Source organism: Streptomyces sp. DH12, from assembly GCF_020873895.1.
Taxonomy (GTDB): Bacteria; Actinomycetota; Actinomycetes; order Streptomycetales; family Streptomycetaceae; genus Streptomyces.
Map to the genome: position 1 here is coordinate 21,072 of NZ_JAHWGT010000028.1, position 18,003 is coordinate 39,074.

General features: G+C 74.9%; 14 protein-coding genes and 1 tRNA gene. 11 read left to right on the plus strand and 4 right to left on the minus strand.

Going from position 1 to position 18,003, the window contains the following annotated elements; all coding sequences use genetic code 11:
* Positions 1 to 252: 252 nt before the first annotated feature.
* From LPA54_RS23560 to LPA54_RS23580, 5 genes are all read left to right on the plus strand, one after another.
* The gene (locus LPA54_RS23560) at positions 253 to 1,185 is read left to right on the plus strand and encodes a 3-hydroxyacyl-CoA dehydrogenase family protein (protein ID WP_228981086.1); all 933 of its coding nucleotides are present in this window, start codon (positions 253 to 255) and stop codon (positions 1,183 to 1,185) included.
* Between the two features lie 186 nt (positions 1,186 to 1,371).
* Complete coding sequence (locus LPA54_RS23565; protein WP_228981088.1) at positions 1,372 to 3,252, plus strand: GAF domain-containing protein; 1,881 nt, start codon at positions 1,372 to 1,374, stop codon at positions 3,250 to 3,252.
* Between the two features lie 127 nt (positions 3,253 to 3,379).
* A complete protein-coding gene (locus tag LPA54_RS23570; RefSeq protein WP_228981090.1) occupies positions 3,380 to 5,080 on the plus strand; it encodes a tannase/feruloyl esterase family alpha/beta hydrolase in 1,701 nt (566 codons plus the stop codon).
* A gap of 238 nt (positions 5,081 to 5,318) precedes the next feature.
* On the plus strand, positions 5,319 to 6,701 hold the full coding sequence (locus tag LPA54_RS23575) for an MFS transporter (protein ID WP_228981092.1): 1,383 nt from the start codon (positions 5,319 to 5,321) through the stop codon (positions 6,699 to 6,701).
* Positions 6,702 to 6,769: 68 nt separating this feature from the next.
* Entirely contained in the window at positions 6,770 to 7,270 is a 501-nt protein-coding gene (locus LPA54_RS23580) for a very short patch repair endonuclease (protein WP_228981094.1), read from the plus strand.
* Between the two features lie 133 nt (positions 7,271 to 7,403).
* Here LPA54_RS23580 and LPA54_RS23585 read toward each other — a convergent pair whose 3' ends face one another.
* Entirely contained in the window at positions 7,404 to 9,623 is a 2,220-nt protein-coding gene (locus tag LPA54_RS23585; RefSeq protein ID WP_228981096.1) for an NADP-dependent isocitrate dehydrogenase, read from the minus strand.
* A 194-nt stretch (positions 9,624 to 9,817) separates the two neighbouring features.
* On the opposite strand from LPA54_RS23585, the gene LPA54_RS23590 reads away from it, so the two are divergent.
* From LPA54_RS23590 to LPA54_RS23600, 3 genes are all read left to right on the plus strand, one after another.
* Positions 9,818 to 10,801 (plus strand): LysR family transcriptional regulator, encoded by a 984-nt coding sequence (locus LPA54_RS23590; protein WP_228981098.1) that lies wholly within the window; start codon positions 9,818 to 9,820, stop codon positions 10,799 to 10,801.
* Between the two features lie 59 nt (positions 10,802 to 10,860).
* Entirely contained in the window at positions 10,861 to 12,225 is a 1,365-nt protein-coding gene (locus LPA54_RS23595; RefSeq protein WP_228981100.1) for a carbohydrate-binding protein, read from the plus strand.
* Positions 12,226 to 12,984: 759 nt separating this feature from the next.
* Positions 12,985 to 13,365: a DUF488 domain-containing protein gene (locus LPA54_RS23600; protein WP_228981102.1), complete on the plus strand. Its 381-nt coding sequence runs from the start codon at positions 12,985 to 12,987 to the stop codon at positions 13,363 to 13,365.
* A gap of 104 nt (positions 13,366 to 13,469) precedes the next feature.
* Here the strand turns inward: LPA54_RS23600 and LPA54_RS23605 are convergent, their stop codons facing one another.
* Positions 13,470 to 14,006: a DUF309 domain-containing protein gene (locus LPA54_RS23605; RefSeq protein ID WP_228981103.1), complete on the minus strand. Its 537-nt coding sequence runs from the start codon at positions 14,004 to 14,006 to the stop codon at positions 13,470 to 13,472.
* Positions 14,007 to 14,174: 168 nt separating this feature from the next.
* Between LPA54_RS23605 and LPA54_RS23610 the strand changes: the two genes are divergently transcribed.
* The 3 genes from LPA54_RS23610 to LPA54_RS23620 all read left to right on the plus strand — a co-directional run bounded on the left by LPA54_RS23610 (position 14,175) and on the right by LPA54_RS23620 (position 15,214).
* Positions 14,175 to 14,248 (plus strand) — tRNA-Pro (locus LPA54_RS23610).
* A gap of 163 nt (positions 14,249 to 14,411) precedes the next feature.
* Positions 14,412 to 14,639 carry a hypothetical protein gene (locus tag LPA54_RS23615; protein WP_228981104.1) on the plus strand — a complete coding sequence of 76 codons (228 nt, stop codon included), beginning with the start codon at positions 14,412 to 14,414 and terminating at the stop codon, positions 14,637 to 14,639.
* Between the two features lie 143 nt (positions 14,640 to 14,782).
* Positions 14,783 to 15,214 carry a hypothetical protein gene (locus LPA54_RS23620; protein ID WP_228981105.1) on the plus strand — a complete coding sequence of 144 codons (432 nt, stop codon included), beginning with the start codon at positions 14,783 to 14,785 and terminating at the stop codon, positions 15,212 to 15,214.
* 143 nt (positions 15,215 to 15,357) lie between these two features.
* On the opposite strand, the gene LPA54_RS23625 is transcribed toward LPA54_RS23620, so the two are convergent.
* Positions 15,358 to 16,827, minus strand: coding sequence for a serine/threonine-protein kinase (locus LPA54_RS23625; protein ID WP_228981106.1), 1,470 nt, complete (start codon positions 16,825 to 16,827; stop codon positions 15,358 to 15,360).
* Positions 16,824 to 17,633, minus strand: coding sequence for a serine/threonine protein kinase (locus LPA54_RS23630; RefSeq protein ID WP_228981108.1), 810 nt, complete (start codon positions 17,631 to 17,633; stop codon positions 16,824 to 16,826). The genes LPA54_RS23625 and LPA54_RS23630 overlap by 4 nt, the downstream gene beginning before the upstream one ends.
* Positions 17,634 to 18,003: the final 370 nt, after the last annotated feature.

The following is an 18,003-nucleotide window of genomic DNA, read 5'->3' on the forward strand; positions in this document are numbered from 1 at the left end:
TCCGGTGCGCCGGTGTGCCGGCCGTACGCCGGCCGTGAGCTGCGCACACAGGCAGCGGGGAACGTGTGTGCACCGCTCACCTCACCGGGCCGGACGGCAGCGACCTAGCGTCTTGAGGGGCTCGTCGGACGAGCCGGGCCTTCGGACAGCCGCAAGGCCCTTCCCCCCTCCATGCGCGGCTCGGACGTGCCGGGCGTCGGGTACGACGCGGCACCCGTGGTGCCCGCGGGGGTTCACAGCAGGTCCGGGAGGATGGACATGTACCGGTTCGGGATCGTCGGTGGCGGACTGATGGGGCACGGCATCGCGGTCGCCCTGGCCCGAGCGGGGTTCGGCGTGGTCGTGTACGACCCGGACCCGGCGACGCTGGCGAGCCTCGGCGCACGGGTCGAGCAGGCACTCGGGCGCTGCGGCGCCACCCCGCCGGACCTGCGGAGCGCGGCGGGACGTGTCACCGCCGCCGCGACGCCGGCGGACCTCGCGCACCGCTCGGACATCGTCGTGGAAGCCGTTCCGGAGCGTCTGGAGGTCAAGCACACGGTGCTGGCCGCGCTGGAGGAGCACATCTCCGCCGTCACCCCGGTGTGGTCGAACACCTCCGTGCTGCCGCTCACCGAGGTGGGCAAGGGCATGCGCCATCCCCGGCGACTGGTCGGCGTCCACTGGTGGAACCCTCCCTACGCCATCCCGCTGGTCGAGGTCGCTCCCGGAGCGGAGACGGACCACCGGTTCGTCCAGGAGGCGTGCGACCTGCTGAACGGGCTGGGCAAGACGACGGTGCGCCTCAACCGGGACGTCCCCGGCTTCGTCGGCAACCGGCTGCAGTTCGCGCTCCTGCGCGAAGCGCTGCACCTGCTGGAGCAGGGCGTGTGCGACGCGGTGACGATCGACACGGTCATGCGGACGAGCCTCGCCCTTCGCTGGCCGGCCGTGGGCCCCATGGAGAACGCCGACTTCATCGGGCTGGAACTCACCAGGGACATCCTGAGCAGTCTCAGCCCCCACCTGTCGGCGCGGGCCGGCGGGTTCCCGGTCCTCGACGACCTCATCGGTGCCGGCCACCGGGGCCGGGTCTCCGGAGGTGGACTGCTGCCCTGGCCGGAGGGACGGGGCGAGGACGTCGCACGGCGTCTGGACAGCGGCATCCGCGCCCACCTCGCCCCGACGGGCAACGGACCGGCGTGACGGCGCTGCTCCCCGGTGCGGTGCGGTGCGGTGCGGTGCGGTGCGGTTCGGTCCGGTGCGGTGCGGCGGCCCGTCCCGCTCCGCGCCGGCAGGGGTCACCGGGGCGGGGGAGGGGCGATACTCCCACGGGGCGGGGACAGCGCCGTCCCGCCCCGGGCCGTGGCGCGCATGTCCGACGGAGGTCTCATGGCAGGGACGTACGGCGGCGTCTTCCTGGAACTGCTGCACCAGGACGCCGACATCAGCGCCTTCGACGGCGTGCTGGCCGCGGCGAGGGCCGCCGGGGAACCGGCCGAGCGCCTGGCGCGCCTGGAGGCGGAACGCGCCGTCGCACTGCGGCTGCGCGAGAGGTACCTGCGCCACCGCCGCAACGAGGCGGAACTCCAGCTCCTCAACGACACCGCCAACGACCTGGCGTCCCTGCGGGACCTCGACTCGATACTCCAGGCGATCTCCGAACGCGCACGGCGCCTGCTGGAGTGCGACCTCGCCTACATCAGTCTCAGCGACCGCGGACGCGGGGACAGCTACATCAAGGCGGCGTCCGGCAACATCTCCGGCCTGCTGCGGGAGCTGCGGCTGCCGGTCGGCACCGGCGTCGGGGGCATCGTGGCGCGGACCGGTGAGCCCTACACCGTCACCTCCTACCTCGCCGACGACTCCTTCACCCGCACCGCCGAGATCGACCGGACGGTGGCCGCGGAACGGATCGAGTCACTGCTCGGCGTACCGGTGAAACTGAACCAGGAGGTGATCGGCGTCCTGCTCGCCGCGCACCGCAGCCGGCGGGGGTTCAACAGCCGCGACATCAGCGTGCTGATCATGCTGGGCTCCCACGCGGCCGTGGCCATAGAGAACGCCAGGCTGCTGAACGCCGCGCAGGCGGCCCTCGCGAAGCTGCAGGTCGCGCACGACGCGATCAGCTCCCACATGTCCGACCTGGAACGCACCGCGGAGGTCCACGAGAGCCTCACCCGGCTGGTCATCCAGGGCAAAGGCGTGGAGGAGGTGGCCCAGGCGACGGCGGCCTCGCTGGCCGGCACCGTCACCGTCCTCGACGAGGACGGCGACGTCGCGGCGCAGTCCCGGGGCGCCCGGCCGGTACCGATCGAGGAGCTGCGGGCCATCGGCGCGGACGCCCGGAAGGCCGGAGGCACAGTGGTCCGGGGCTCCCGGTGCGCCGTCCCCCTGATCACGGAGTCCGAGCACCTCGGCGCCATCGTCCTCGCCGGGACGGCACCCCAGGTCGGTCCTTCCGACCGGCGCATCCTGGAGCGCGCGGCACTGGTCGCCTCCCTCGTCCTCGTCACGCGCCGGCGCATGGCCGAGGCGGAGGCCCGGGTGCGCGGCGAGCTGCTGAGCGACCTGCTGACGGCGCACCCGAAGGACCACGACCTCCTCCGGCACCGGGCGGCCCTGATCGACGTCGACGTCGACGCCTGCCGGAACGTCGTGGTGGCCCGGCTGGAGGACGCACCGCGGGAGCGGATCCTCGCGTCCACCGCGGCCTTCGCCCGGCGTTCCCGCGGACTGGCCGCGTTCCGGCGCGACACCGTGATCCTGCTGCTGCCCGGCGACGACACGACGGAGGTGGCTCGGGCGACCGTGCGCGAGCTGTCGCGGATCTCCCGACGCCCGGCCACCGCCGGCACCGCCCGTGCCGGGGACCTGGCCGGCATCCCCGCGGCCTACGAGGAGGCGGACCAGTGCCTGCGCGCACTGATCGCCCTGGGCCGGACGGGAGAGGCCGCGGACACCCGCGGCCTCGGCTTCGTCGGTGCCCTGTTCAGCGGCCGGCCCGCCATCGCGTCCTTCATCGACTCCGTCATCGGCCCGGTGATCGAGTACGACCGGGGCCACCGCTCCGACCTGGTGCACACCCTCGACGCGTACTGCCGGTCCGGTCGGCACGCCAGGGACACCGCACGCATGCTGCACGTGCACGTCAACACCGTCTCCCAGCGCCTCACCCGCGTCAGTCGGCTCCTCGGTGACGGCTGGCGGGACCCCGAGCGGCTGCTGGAGATCCAGGTGGCCCTCAGGCTGCTCACGGTCAGCACCCCCTGACGGTGCCGGTCCCGCCCGGACGCACACCGTGCGCGCGGCGGAGTGTGCCCCCGGACCATACCCCCCGCGATCACGGACTCCCTAGCCTGTGCGCCCTCAGCCCCTCGGCGCACCCACGGAGACCGCCATGAGATCGATCGTCGCAGCGTCAGGACTCGTCCTCGCCCTGGCCGCCGGTGCGTGCCCTCCCGGCGGCCCCGCCCCCGGGCCGTACTCCGCTTCCCCTACCGCCGTGGCCTGCGGCGACCTGCCGGGCCTGCGGATCCCCGCCTCGGCGGTGGGCCTGCCCACCACCGGCGGCGAGGTGACCGCCGCCCAGCCGGTCCCCGCGGCCGGCAGCGGCACGTCGGCCACCGGCGCCTACTGCCGCGTGGACGCCGCCATCCACCCCGTGGACCCCGAGGCTCCCGACATCACCATGCGCCTCGCCCTGCCCGTGCGGTGGAACGGGAAGGCGCTGATGTTCGGCGGCGGGGGGTACGACGGGACCATCCCCGACATCACCGGCAACGTCCCCTTCGGACCGGCCGACCGACCGCGCCCGCTCGGCCGCGGCTACGCCACCTTCGCCGGCGACTCGGGACACCGGGCCGCGCCCGGCTTCGAACCGGTCCCCTCACTCGACGGGTCCTTCGGCGTCAACGACGAAGCGGTACGCAACTTCGCCGGCGACGCGCTCAAGAAGACCAGCGACACCGCCCGCTTCGTCCTGCGCGCCCACTACGGGGGCACGGCGCCCACCCGTACCTACTTCGCCGGCGGGTCGAGCGGCGGACGCGAGGGGCTGGCCGTGGCGCAGCGCTGGCCCACCGACTTCGACGGCGTCATCGCCGCCTACCCGGCCTGGAACGCCGCGGCCCTCAACCTCTTCTTCGGCTACGAGGCCCAGATCCTCTCCCGCCCCGGCGCCTTCCCCGGCCCCGTCGAACAGGAGCTGCTGCACCGCAGCACCATCGCCGCCTGCGACGATGACGACGGACTGCGGGACGGCGTCGTCTCCGACGAACGCGGCTGCCGCTTCGACCCGCGGACGCTGCGCTGCCCGAAGGGCCGGGACGCCGGCGGCACCTGCCTGTCCGACGCCCAAATCCGCGCCGTCATCGCACTGTCCTCCCCGCTGCGCTGGCGGTACCGGCTCGCCAGCGGCGAGACCGGCTACCCGGGGTTCCCCTTCCTCTCCGGCGCCGACATGACCACCCCGCTGCTGGGCCTGGGCGCCCGCGCCCCCGGCCACCCCATGCCGAAGGACAGCGGCTACGGCGTGCAGTTCTGGGACCAGTGGGTGCGGTACTTCGTCACCCGCGACCCCGCACACGACCCGCTGGCCGTGGACCCCCGCCGGCCAGGCCCCTGGCACCGGCGCATCAGCGAACTGTCGGCGATACAGGACGTCAACGACCCCGACCTGCGCCGCTTCGCCCAGGCCGGCGGGAAGCTGCTCCTGCTGCACGGCACGGCCGACGAACTCGTCAGCCACCGCTCCACCGTCGACTACCACCAGCGCGTCCGCGCCCGGACGGGCGTGCGCGCCACCGCCGACTCCACCCGGCTCTACCTCATCCCGGGCGCCAACCACGTCAACGTCGACGCGTCGTTCGCCGCGAGTTGGGACTCGCTGAGCGCGCTGGAAGCGTGGGCGGAGCACGGCGCGGCCCCCGTGCGGCCGGTCGTCCGCGACGCCGCCCCCGCGGCGAACGGCCGGACCCGGCCGCTGTGCGCCTACCCGTCCTGGCCGAAGTACCGCGGCACCGGCGACCCCGACTCCGCGGACAGCTTCACCTGCTCCACCAGCCCGAGACGCACCGCCCCGGACACCCCCTGGAGCTGATCCGAAGGACAGGCCCCGGGCGGAGGCGGACCGTGCGGGGCGGCGGCGGGGCTTCTCGCCGCGCCGATGGGCGGCCCGCCCCGGGCGGCGGCGCACCGACGGGGGATATGGCTGCTGCCGGGACATCGCCGCACGAACTGTGTCCGCCCCGCACATACGGCCGGGCCCCGAGGCTCCCTACCTTGTGCGGAGTCCGAAGCAACCCGGCCACCCGTCCACCCGCATGGAAGTGGTGCACATGTCGTCGCCGACCGCAGCACGGCCCCAGCCCCCCGCCGACCTGAAGAAGGTCGTGACCGCAAGCCTCATCGGCACCACCATCGAGTGGTACGACTTCTTCCTGTACGGCGCCGCCGCCGCACTCGTCTTCAACAAGCTGTTCTTCCCCGGCTCCGACCCCCTGGTCGGCACGCTCCTGTCGTTCCTGACCTACGCCGTCGGCTTCGCCGCCCGCCCTCTGGGCGCCCTCGTCTTCGGCCACTTCGGCGACCGGCTGGGGCGCAAGAAGCTCCTCGTCTACAGCCTGCTGATGATGGGCGGCGCGACCTTCCTGATCGGCCTGCTCCCCACCCACGCCACGATCGGTTCGGCTGCCCCCGTCCTGCTCACCGTGCTGCGCCTGGTCCAGGGCTTCGCGCTGGGAGGGGAGTGGGGCGGAGCCGTCCTGCTGGTCGCGGAGCACGGGGACGCCCGGCGGCGCGGTTTCTGGGCATCGTGGCCGCAGACCGGCGCGCCCGCCGGGCAGCTCCTCGCGACGGGTGTGCTCGCCGCGCTGACGGCGGTGCTGTCGGAGGGGGCGTTCCTCTCCTGGGGGTGGCGGGTGCCGTTCCTGCTCTCCGGCGTACTGGTGCTCGTCGGCCTGTGGATCCGGCTGTCCGTCGACGAGTCCCCCGTCTTCAAGGCGGCCCTCGCGGCAACCGAACGCCGCCGGCGGGAGCAGGCCGTCAAGGAGCAGGCGCCGGTGCTGGCCGTCCTGCGCCACCACTGGCGCGACGTCCTCGTCGCCATGGGGACGCGCATGGCGGAGAACATCTCCTACTACGTCGTCACCGCGTTCGTCCTCGTATACGCGACGGCGCACGCCGGCACCGACAGGCAGACCGCGCTCAACGCCGTCCTCCTCGCCTCGGCCGTCCACTTCGTGACCATCCCGATGTGGGGGGCCCTCTCCGACCGGCTCGGACGGCGACCCGTCTACCTCATCGGAGCGGTCGGCATCGGCGCGTGGATCCACCCCTTCTTCCTGCTGGTCGACCGGGGCACCTTCCCCGCCGTCGTCGCGGCGGTCACGGTCGCGCTGCTCTTCCACGGCGCGATGTACGCCCCGCAGGCGGCGTTCTTCTCCGAGTTGTTCGCGACCCGGGTGCGGTACTCCGGGGCGTCGATCGGCGCCCAGTTCTCCTCCGTGGCCGCCGGCGCCCCGGCCCCCCTGATCGCCACGGCACTGCTCGCCGAGTACGACAGCGCCGTGCCGATCGTCCTGTACGTGATCGCCGCCTCGCTGATCACGGCCGTCGCCCTGGCCTGCGCCCAGGAGACCCGCCACCGGGACCTGACCGGCACGGAGGACGCCGCCCCCGAACCCGCGCCGACCGGCGCGGACCCGGCCCGCACTCTCTGAACCACGGCCGGCCACCGGCGGCCCCGCGCGTGGCCCTCGGGCCGGAGTCCCGGCGGCAGAATGGGGCCATGCCCGCTCTGGAGACCACCCCGAAGGTCCGCTCCCGGATGAGCGGCCAGCGCAGCCGCGACACGGACATCGAGATCGCCCTCCGCAAGACCCTGCACGCTGCGGGCCTGCGCTACCGGGTGCACCGAAGGCCGCTCAAGGGCGTCCGCCGCGAAGCCGACATCCTCTTCGGCCCGGCACGCGTGGCGGTCTTCGTCGACGGCTGCTTCTGGCACGGGTGTCCCGAGCACGCGACGTGGCCGAAGAACAACGCCGCGTTCTGGCGGGAGAAGATCGAGAAGAACCGGGCCCGAGACAGAGACACCGACGCCCGCCTGGCCGAGGCGGGCTGGGCGCCGGTCCGTGTGTGGGAACACGAGAGCCCGGTCGAGGCCGCGGAGCGGATCGCCGCCTTGGTGCGGGAGCGGCGGACGGGACGGACCGCCGGAGCCCCGCCATACCCTGCCGACGGAGCCGGGCCCGGGGCCCGGGCGGGTCGCGACGGAAGCACCGGCGGGTAGCCATGCTCGGTTCATCGGCCCGCGCGGGCCGTCTCGGGGAGAGGGCGGCCCGGACGGGAGCGGGCTGCCCCGCGGGGTGTGGCGGAGGCCGTGGCGCGGGGTGCGGCACGGCCTCCGGGTGGTGCTGGGCGGGTCAGGCCAGGGTGGCCAGCGCCTGGTTGAAGGTCTGCGACGGGCGCATGACCGCCGCGGCCTTCTCCGGGTCGGGCCGGAAGTAGCCGCCGATGTCGGCCGGCCGGCCCTGCGCGGCGATCAGCTCCTCGACGATGGCGCCCTCCTGCTCGGTGAGGGTCTTCGCCAGCGGCGCGAACGCCTCCGCGAGCTGCGCGTCCTCGGTCTGCCGCGCCAGCTCCTGCGCCCAGTACAGGGCCAGGTAGAAGTGGCTGCCGCGGTTGTCGATGCCGCCGACGCGGCGGGTCGGCGACTTGTCCTCGTTGAGGAACGTCGCCGTCGCGCGGTCCAGCGTGTCGGCCAGGACCTGGGCGCGGGCGTTGCCCGTGACCTGCGCGAGGTGCTCGAAGCTGACGGCCAGCGCGAGGAACTCGCCGAGGCTGTCCCAGCGCAGGTAGTTCTCCTTGACGAGCTGCTGGACGTGCTTCGGGGCGGAGCCGCCGGCGCCGGTCTCGAAGAGGCCGCCGCCGTTCATCAGCGGGACGACCGAGAGCATCTTGGCGCTCGTGCCGAGCTCCAGGATCGGGAACAGGTCGGTCAGGTAGTCGCGCAGGACGTTGCCGGTGACCGAGATGGTGTTCTCGCCGCGGCGCAGGCGCTCCAGGGAGAAGCGGGTGGCGTCCACCGGCGCCATGATCTCGATCTGCAGGCCCTCGGTGTCGTGCTCCGGCAGGTACGCGCGGACCTTCTCGATGAGCTGCGCGTCGTGGGCGCGGGTCTCGTCCAGCCAGAACACGGCCGGGTCGCCGGTGGCGCGGGCGCGCGTGACGGCGAGCTTCACCCAGTCCCGGATCGGCGCGTCCTTCGTCTGGCACATGCGGAAGATGTCGCCGCGGCTGACGGCCTGCTCCAGCACGACCTGCCCGGCACCGTCGACCACGCGGACCGTGCCCTCGGCGGCGATCTCGAAGGTCTTGTCGTGGCTGCCGTACTCCTCGGCCTTCTGCGCCATGAGGCCGACGTTGGGGACGGAGCCCATCGTCGACGGGTCGAAGGCGCCGTTCGCGCGGCAGTCCTCGATGACGGCCTGGTAGACGCCGGAGTAGCTGCTGTCCGGGAGGACGGCGAGGGTGTCGGCCTCCTGCCCGTCCGGGCCCCACATGTGGCCGGACGTGCGGATCATGGCCGGCATGGAGGCGTCGACGATGACGTCGCTCGGCACGTGGAGGTTGGTGATGCCGCGGTCCGAGTCGACCATGGCGAGGGCCGGGCCCTCGGCCAGCTCGGCGTCGAAGGACGCCTTGATCTCGTCGCCCTGGGGGAGGGCCTCCAGGCCCTTGAGGATGCTGCCGAGGCCGTCGTTCGGGCTCAGGCCGGCGCCCGCGAGCACGTCACCGTAGGCCTCGAACGTCTTCGGGAAGAAGGCGCGGACCACGTGGCCGAAGACGATCGGGTCCGAGACCTTCATCATCGTCGCCTTGAGGTGCACGGAGAACAGGACGCCCTCCGCCTTGGCGCGGGCGACCTGAGCGGTGAGGAACTCGCGGAGCGCCGCGGCGCGCATGACGGACGCGTCGACGACCTCGCCCGCCAGGACCGGTACCGACTCGCGCAGCACGGTCGTCGTGCCGTCCTGGCCGGCCAGCTCGATGCGGAGGGTGCCGTCCTCGGCGATCACGGCGGACTTCTCGGTCGAGCGGAAGTCGTCGGCGCCCATCGTGGCGACGTTCGTCTTGGAGTCGGCCGTCCAGGCGCCCATGCGGTGCGGGTGGGCCTTGGCGTAGTTCTTCACCGAGGCGGGGGCGCGGCGGTCGGAGTTGCCCTCGCGCAGCACCGGGTTGACGGCGCTGCCCTTGACCTTGTCGTAGCGGGCGCGGATCTCGCGCTCCTCGTCGGTCTTCGGGTCGTCCGGGTAGTCGGGAAGCGCGTAGCCCTGCTCCTGGAGCTCCGCGACGGCGGCCTTCAGCTGCGGGATCGACGCCGAGATGTTCGGCAGCTTGATGATGTTCGCGCCGGGCGTCTTGGCGAGCTCGCCGAGCTCCGCCAGGGCGTCCTCGATGCGCTGCCCCTCCTGGAGGTGCTCCGGGAAGGAGGCGATGATGCGCCCCGCCAGCGAGATGTCGCGGGTCTCGACGCTGACGCCGGCCGTCGAGGCGTACGCCTGGACCACGGGCAGGAACGAGTACGTCGCCAGGGCCGGGGCCTCGTCAGTGTGGGTGTAGATGATGGTCGAGTCAGTCACCGGGTGCTCCGCTCCACGTCTGTAACATTGCTCGACATCAAGATATCTCGTGATCGACCCCCCTTGGACAGACCCCCTCCCACGGATTCCGTGGCGCTTCGCCGGGCGGTTTCCCGGGCCCCTTCCCGGGCCGGCCGGCAATAGGTCTGGACCAGAGTCTTGCCCCGCCCGGACGCTGCCGGGAAGCTCGCCTCATGGACCTGGAGTTGCGGCACCTGAGGACGGTCCGGGCGATCGCCGACGCCGGCAGCCTCACCAAGGCCGCCACCGCCCTCGGGCTCGCCCAGCCCGCCCTGAGCGCCCAGCTGAAACGGATCGAGCGCACGCTGGGAGGGGCCCTCTTCGAACGCGGCCGGCACGGTGTGCGGGCCACGCCCCTGGGCGAGCTGGTCCTGGAGCGGGCCAGGGTCGTGCTCCCCGCCGTCAGCGACCTCCAGCGGGACGCCGTACGGTTCGCCCGGGCCGCCGGCGGCCCCGGCGGCGGCCGCTTCCGCCTGGGCGGCACGCACGGCCCCCTCCTGGGCGCCCTCGTCGACCGGCTCGCCGCCGCGCACCCGGGCGCCGCCGTCACCACCCACACCTCCTGGTCGGAACGCGAGATCGCGGCCTGCGCCGCCGACGGCCGCCTCGACTACGCCCTGATCGGCACCTGCGGCACCAGCGCCCCGCCCGAGAGCGGCCGCCTGGCCTGGCGGGAGATCGCCACGGACCCCGTCTTCGTGATGCTGCCGACCGGGCACCCGCTCGCCACCCGGGACCGGGTCGACCTCGCCGACCTCGCCGGCGCCGCCTGGGCCGACGTACCCGGCGACGGCTGCTTCGCCGACTGCTTCCACGCCGCCTGCGCCCGCGCCGGCTTCGCCCCCACCCGGGTGTACGAGACCGACACCGCGTCCTGCGTCCACCTGGTGCAGGTAGGCCGGGCCGTGGGCCTGTGCCGGGCGACCTTCCCCGACACCGCGGGGCTCGTCACTCGGCCGCTCGCCGGTACGCCACTCGTCTGGCGGCACCTCATCGGCTGGCACCCGGCCGCGCCCGCCGCGCGCGCCGCCCCCGCCGTCCTCGCCCAGGCCCGCGCCGCGCACTCCGCGGCGGCGGCACGCAGCCGCAGTTACGCCGCCTGGCGGGCTTCGACGTCTTCCATAACGCCGAACAGAGGGAAAAACGACATCTTCTGAGGGGCTTTCGGCAACACCTACGGTTTCGGGACCCCCACCGATTCCGAGGAGAACACCTGATGCTCCACAGACACGCCAGAGCCGCGTGTACCGCCGCCCTCGCCGCCGTCGGCGCGCTCGTCCTCACCGGTCTCCCGGGCGTGGCGGCCGCCGAGCCCGCCCCGCCGACCGCCCCCTCGGCGGCCGCGAGCATGGGCGCCGACAAGCCGTCCCCCGACGTGCTCGCCGCCATGCAGCGCGACCTCGGCCTGACCGCGGCCCAGGCCCAGCGGCGCCTGGTCAACGAGGCGGAGGCCGGTGCCGTCGCGGGCCGCCTCGGCGGCGCGCTCGGCGCCCGGTACGCGGGCGCGTGGGTCAGCGGCGCCGAGTCGGCGACCCTGACCGTCGCGACCACCGACCGCGCCGACGCCGCCGCGATCCGTGAGGCGGGGGCGACGGCGCAGGTCGTCCGCCACACCCTCGCCGACCTCGACGCGGCGAAGACCGCCCTGGACCGGGCCGCGACGAGCAACAGCACCCTCGACATGCCGGTCTGGTACGTGGACCCCCGCACCAACAAGGTCACCGTGCGGGCCGTCAAGCGAGAGGCCGCCGAGACGGTCATCAAGGCGTCCGGAGTCGACCGCACCCTCATCCGGGTGGAGGCGTCAGCCGAGCGGCCGCGCCCCCTGTACGACATCCGGGGCGGCGACGCGTACCACATGGGCGGCGGGCGCTGCTCCGTCGGCTTCGCCATCACCAAGGGGACCCAGCACGGCTTCGTCACCGCCGGGCACTGCGGCCGGCCCGGCACCGCCACCACCGGCTACAACCAAGTCGCGCAGGGCAGCTTCCAGGCGTCGACCTTCCCCGGCCGCGACATGGCCTGGGTCGCCGCCAACACGAACTGGCGCTCGACCCCCTACGTCAAGGGTCAGGCCGGCCAGAACGTGCAGGTCACCGGCTCCACGCAGGCCGTCGTCGGCGCGTCGATCTGCCGGTCTGGCTCCACCACCGGCTGGCACTGCGGCACGATCCAGCAGCACAACACGAGCGTCACCTACCCCGAGGGCACCGTCAGCGGCGTGACCCGCACCACGGTGTGCGCCGAGCCCGGCGACTCGGGCGGCTCGTACATCTCCGGCAGCCAGGCGCAGGGAGTCACGTCCGGCGGCTCGGGCAACTGCACCTCCGGCGGCACCACCTTCTACCAGCCGGTGAACCCGATCCTGCAGACGTACGGGCTGACCCTCACCACCTCCACCGACCCCGGCGAGCCCGACCCGGGTGAGCCCGACCCGGGCGGCACCTGGGCCTCGGGCACCGTCTACGCGGCCGGTGCTGAGGTCACGTACGGCGGTGCGAAGTACCGCTGCCTCCAGGCGCACCAGGCCCAGACGGGCTGGGAGCCGCCGAACGTGCCCGCCCTGTGGCAGCGCCTCTGAGCCTGCCGGGCGGCTTGCAGAAACGTCACGCCTGGGAAGGCGGGGCGGCGCGGTGGGTCCCTGGCGAGCTCCTGGCACGTCCCTGGCGGGGCCCGCCACCCGCACGGGCAGGTGCGGGACACGCCCCGGCAGCTCACGGGACACACCCGGTACGGGTTCCGTGAGCTGCCCGGGGCGGGACCGGTGAGGCGCCCGGTGCGACGGCGGTGCGGACGGCCAGGGGCGGCGGCCGCACCACCGCACCGCACCGGGGAGCCGCGCCGGGGCGGGAGGCGCGTCGAGGCCCGGCCTCGGCCCGCGCCCGCCCCGGCGGGGTACGGCCCCGATCACGGGGGCCGACGGCCCGCGGCCCGGCCGGCGGCCGGCCCGGGCCCGGACGGCAGGGGGCGCGGCCGTGCCCCGGCTCAGGCGCGTGGGTGACCGCCTGCGCCGGGCCGGCCCGGCGAAAACGCCCCCGGCGCACCGCGACCACCACCGCGCCGGACCTCGCTCCCCGCGTGGCGCCGGCGGCGGAGGCGCGCCGCGCTGCCCGTCCGGACGTGCCGCGCCCTCGGTGACAGGGGCGCGGCCGGAGCCCGCGCGTGCCGGCGGTCCCGGGACCACCGGCACGCGCGGGAACTCCGCCGGCGCGACGGCCCCGGGGAACGGGGGATACCGCGCCGATCCCCGGCGGGATCACGCGGGCGCCGCGGCCGGCCGGCGCGAACGTACCGGCGCCCGCGCGTTGCCGTGAACCGGCCGCCGGGACAGGCTGGCCCCATGACCCGTGCCGCCCCCCGTGTCCGCCTGCGCCGCGCGTACGAGCCGCCGGACCCCGCCGACGGGCTCCGCGTACTGGTCGACCGGCTCTGGCCGCGCGGGTTGGCCAAGGCGGACGCCCACGTCGACGAGTGGCCCAAGTCCGTCACCCCGTCCACCGGGCTGCGCCGCTGGTTCCACGCCGCCGACGGACCGCCCGACGAGGTGTTCCGCGAGTTCCGGCGCCGATACGAGGCGGAGCTCGCCGCACCGGAGGCCGCCGAGGCCCTGGAACGCGTCCGCGCGCTCGCCCGGCAGGGCGCCCTCACCCTCCTCACCGCCGCGAGGGAACCGGAACGCAGCCACGCCTCCGTCCTCCGGGACCTGCTCGGCACGGACTGACCGTACGTACCCTCGGCCTCGGGCCCGCCGGGCCCCCGCCCCGGGCGCGCGCCGGGCCCGCAAGGGCAGGGGCGGAAGCGGGTACGGGGGCGCGTCCGGGGCGGTCAGTGCGCCGTCAGCTGTGGCGCCTCGGCCACCGGGTCGACGGCGGCCACCGCGTCCGCCGCGTCCGCGCCCCGTGCGCCGGCGCCCTCGCTGAGGCGCTCCGCGAGCCCGCGGGCCCACCGCGCCAGGCCGGCCGTGTCGATGCCGTGCGGCCCCCGGCCCCCGGAGCCGTACGGCGTGATCCGGTCCGCGCCGCGCAGCAGCAGCCGCGCGCCCCCGGCGGTGTTGCCGCGCGCGGCGTGCGTCAGGCCCACCGCCAGCTGCGCCAGACCGCGCCACAGCTCACGTTCCGGCCCGCGCCCGTCGTCGCCGCACGACTTCCACGCGTCCTCCAGCACCTCGTGCGCGTGGAACGGCATCCCCGCGTCCAGGAGCCGCTGGGCCTCGCGCAGGCTTTCCCCCGGGGTGCGCACCACCCCCTCCGGCTGGCGCTCCACACCCGGCGCCCCGTACGGCAGCGGCCGGCCCAGCCCGTCCCGGGGTCGGGCGCTGCGCGCGCGCCCCTCGTCGTCGCGGTCCCTGCGAGCCCTCTCCATCCGGCCATTGTCTCCCCGCCGGCCCGTCCCACACCCCTCCGCCGCGGTCGGCCCCGGGGGCGGCGGAGCGCGGCGAAGGGCGCACGGCCGGGCCCTGTCCGAGCCGCCGGCGGAGTGAGGTAATGTTCTCTTGCGCGCTCACCCCGGCGGGAGCCGGACCGAGCGCACCGGGACGTGGCGCAGCTTGGTAGCGCACTTGACTGGGGGTCAAGGGGTCGCAGGTTCAAATCCTGTCGTCCCGACTCGATGGAGTCGCAGGTCAAGGGCGGTTTCGGAGGAATCCGAAACCGCCCTTCGCCATGTCCGGAGGCTGCCGACGCAGGACGTCGGCGCCGGGAGACGGCGGCTGCCGGGCGGCGGCCGGCCTGTTCCCTCGTGGGCGAGGGCGGAGGGGGACGAGCAGCCGTGTCGCGCAATCCGAGAGACGTGTTCTTCGACGGTCCGGGCTTCATGTGCCTGAACATCGCGGTCTTCGGCTGGACAGCGGCCAGTACCGGCCACGGCCCCTGGTCGAGGGGGGTGGCGGCAGTGGTCCTGGCGGTCTGGGTGGCGCTGCTGGTGAGGCTCCTCGTACGACGCACCCGCGCGCGCTCGGCGGAGCGGCGACGGAGAGGTGCCGTCGAGGGCCGGTGATCCCGGGACGGACCTGATCCCCTCTTGTCGTCCGCCGGACCGGAAGGCACCCTGGCCCCAGTCGGACGGGCGGCGCAGCGGCGCGGTGGGGGGGGGTGCCGCCGAGGGGGAGCGCCGGGGCTGAGGGGACGGGGGGCCGACCGGTGGACTTCGACAGGGACGCCTGGCGCGTGGTCGCTCGCACCTATGCCGGTCTCGGTGCGGCCTTCGCCGTCCTGAGCCTGGTCTGCGTCTTCGGGGGAGGGCCGCTCAGCCTCGCCGCCGCCGTGGTCGCCGGGGTGAGCGCCGCCCTCGCGCTGATGGCGGCGGCGGGGTTCCGGCGGCTCGCTCCGGGGGCGGGTCGGGCCGTCGCCGACCTGGCGCAATTCGGGTGGGGCTTCCTGAACCTGCTGTGGACGGGGCTGTCGCTCCTGATGCCCGTCGCCGTGGTCGTCTGGCTGTTCGTGCTGGACGAGCGCCCGCACGGAGAAGGACTGCGGGTGACGGTGGCGCTGCCGGTGTTCCTGGTCTTCAGCGCCCTCGTGCGCCACGCCCACCGCCTGGCGGCCGCGGCGTTCGACCGCAGCACCCACTGAGGCCGCGCCGCGCGCACCCGCGCACCGCGCACCTCGGGAGGGCGGTGCGGCTCCCCCCGGCGCCGTGGCCCGGGCCGCCGGCGGGCGGGGCCGGTCGCGTGTGCCGTCCGGCGTCAGCGCGCGGTCACGTGTGCCGTCCGGCGTCAGCGCGCGGACGTGGGGGCCGGGCACTCCGGCACAGCCGGTCGCTCCTTGGTGCGGACGGCGGGGAGCCACGCCGCGGGGGGAGCGGAGCCGGGCGGGAGGCGGACCCGGTACCAGCGGGTGGACCGCAGGTCCTCCTCGTCGATGATGGGCTGCCCCTCGGCCAGCTGGCAGTCGGCGGTGAGGACGTCCCCGTGCCACACCCGGGTCGGTACGACGTTGTCCGCGACGTACGGCTGTACGGGGTCGATCGCCAGGCCCAGGCTGCACTGCGGGTCCCGGTCGGCCCGGTCCTGGCAGCCCCGCTCCGCGTTGAACACCCGGATCGCACCGGTCGCCGGGGCGGTGCGGTCGGGCGGTGCGGACGGGCCCACCCGTACCGCGTCCGAGGCCAGGACCGAGCCGGCGATCCCGCAGAGCGCGGTGGTCAGGACGGCGGCGCGGGCCCGGTCCCGCAGGGCCGCCGCCCCCGCCCCGCGCGCCTCCTGGTGGGCGCGGATGCGGGCGAGCAGCCTGTCGGCGGTGTGCGGGGCGCGCTCCGCGTGGGTCGGGGCGAGGCAGTCGGCGGCCAGCTCGCGCCAGAACGGCGGCAGGGCGGGATCCATCCGCAGCGGGGCGCGCCCCGCGCCGTACTCCTGGACCGCGGCGCCCCGGGCCACGGGCGTGGCACCGTGAAACGGTGAGCCACCCGACGCGAACACCTCGTGGATGACGATGCCCAGGGCCCAGATGTCGGCACTCGGCCGTACCTGCACCCCGAGCTCCCCGAGGGGCGCCCTCCAGCGCTCGGGCGGGAGGTAGTCCAGGGTGCCCAGGGGAGGGGCGTACCCGTGCGTGCCCGTCAGCTCGGTGGCGAGGCCGAAGTCCGACAGCCTCACCGAGCGGTCCCCGCCCAGCAGGATGTTCTCGGGCTTGAGATCGGCGTGGACCCAGCCCGACCGGTGGAGGTGGGCGAGCCCCTCGCAGATCTCCGCGATCAGCCGGCCGCGGTCGGTCTCCGGCACCCCGGTGTGGACGAGTTCCCGCAGACTCCCCGCGGCCCTCTCCATGACCAGGACGATCGCGCCGTCCAGGGAGGGCCGGTCCGGTGCGGAGAGAACGAAGGTCTCCAGGAAGCCGATCAGCCGCGGATGCCCCGCCCGGCGCCCGAGTTCGACCTCGCGGCGGGCGGACTCCACGATCCTGCGCGCCTGACGCGGCGCGAGCCCGGCGGTCGGCATGATCTTGAGCGCGACGTCGGCGGACCGGCCGGCGGGGCGGTCGTTCCGGCCGGTGGGGCGCCGTCCGCGCCGGTCGGAGGCCGGGTCCGGGTGCCTTTCGGCCGGCCGTGCCGCGTAGACCGTGGACCAGCCTCCGGAGCCGATCAGCTCGGTCACCACCCAGGCTCCCACCCGGTGGCCGGGTGGGAGCAGGTCCGCCCGGTCGTCCCCCGTCTCCGTAGTGCGGCCCGGCCCGTGCGGCGCGGTCACCGCTCGGCCTGCCGCTCCCGCCCGCCGGCCCCCGTCAGGGGCGGCAGCAGGGCGAGGTGTTCCTCCCGTACGAGCCCGAAGCGCAGGGCCAGTGCGACGATCTCCTCCCGCTTGCCGTTGCGCCGGTCGCCTTTGCCGTGGTCGCCGGGGGAGGGGACGCCGATGCGCAGCTTCTCCTCGGCGAGGTAGTCGATGTGCGAACTGACCGCCCGCGCGGTCAGGGTGCGGCACGGGGCGAGCCCGCTGAGCCGCTCGACGATCCGGGGGGTGGTGGGCACGGCCACCCGGGACTGGTCGCGCAGGCGCGGTTCGCAGAGAGCGACGAGGACGAGGAAGTACGTGGCCGTCTCGTCCAGGGAGTACGCGGTGACCGTGTGGTTTCCCCACGGGGCGCCCGTGGCGTCCGGGTCCAGGTAGACGTGGTCGGGCGCGAACACCTGGAAGGAGACCGGGACGTCGCCTCGGGTGGGCAGCACCACGCGGGAGAACTCGAACGGGATGGGCACCCCGACCCGTCGCGGCGGGACCCTCAGGTACTCGCCCGCCCCCTCCGGGTTCTCGACGAGGTAGCTGTGGGCGGCGCTGTGGTTCGTCAGCTGCCAGTGGTCGTCCGTCACCCGGATCTCCCCGGCGAGCCGGGAGATCGCCGCGTCGGAGAGGCGCAGCTCGACGGGTACCGACGTGGAGCCCCGCCCGAAGCGGGCGACCTCGCCGGGACCCAGGCGCAACGTCACCGCGCCGTCGCGGGGTTCGCCCGGGTCGGTACCGCCGCTCCCCGGCGGCAGATGGACGACCACGCCGCTCACCGTTCCCCCCGTTCCCCGCGTCGCACCAGTCGGACGAGCCGAACGATACTCATCCGTCCGGGGAGTTCACCGGCGTACTTCGGCCACTTCGGCCGGGACCGTCCGTGGTCCGGACCACCGGCACCGGCGGCGCGTGCGGCCCGGGAGCCGCGCGCGGCGGGACCGTTCGGCGCCGGAAGGGCCCGCTGCGGCCCTCGCCCGCCGAGCCGGAGGCCACCGCGTTCGGCGGCGGGAGCCCGGCGATTCGGCCCTTCTCCCGCGCCCGACCGCGGCGGTGCGGCGCCGCTCGCCGCGGACGAGGTGAGCGGGACGGTCCGCTGGTCCCGGGCGGCCGGAACCCGAAATCCGCCCCCGCGCGGGGGCGGGCGCC

Coding starts and splice junctions, on each gene's coding strand:
- LPA54_RS23580 (WP_228981094.1), top strand. CDS start 6,770: ATGCCCGCTCTGGAGACCACCCCGAAGGTCCGCTCCCGGATGAGCGGC.
- LPA54_RS23570 (WP_228981090.1), top strand. CDS start 3,380: ATGAGATCGATCGTCGCAGCGTCAGGACTCGTCCTCGCCCTGGCCGCC.
- LPA54_RS23595 (WP_228981100.1), top strand. CDS start 10,861: ATGCTCCACAGACACGCCAGAGCCGCGTGTACCGCCGCCCTCGCCGCC.
- LPA54_RS23560 (WP_228981086.1), top strand. CDS start 253: ATGGACATGTACCGGTTCGGGATCGTCGGTGGCGGACTGATGGGGCAC.
- LPA54_RS23600 (WP_228981102.1), top strand. CDS start 12,985: ATGACCCGTGCCGCCCCCCGTGTCCGCCTGCGCCGCGCGTACGAGCCG.
- LPA54_RS23575 (WP_228981092.1), top strand. CDS start 5,319: ATGTCGTCGCCGACCGCAGCACGGCCCCAGCCCCCCGCCGACCTGAAG.
- LPA54_RS23590 (WP_228981098.1), top strand. CDS start 9,818: ATGGACCTGGAGTTGCGGCACCTGAGGACGGTCCGGGCGATCGCCGAC.
- LPA54_RS23565 (WP_228981088.1), top strand. CDS start 1,372: ATGGCAGGGACGTACGGCGGCGTCTTCCTGGAACTGCTGCACCAGGAC.
- LPA54_RS23605 (WP_228981103.1), bottom strand. CDS start 14,006: ATGGAGAGGGCTCGCAGGGACCGCGACGACGAGGGGCGCGCGCGCAGC.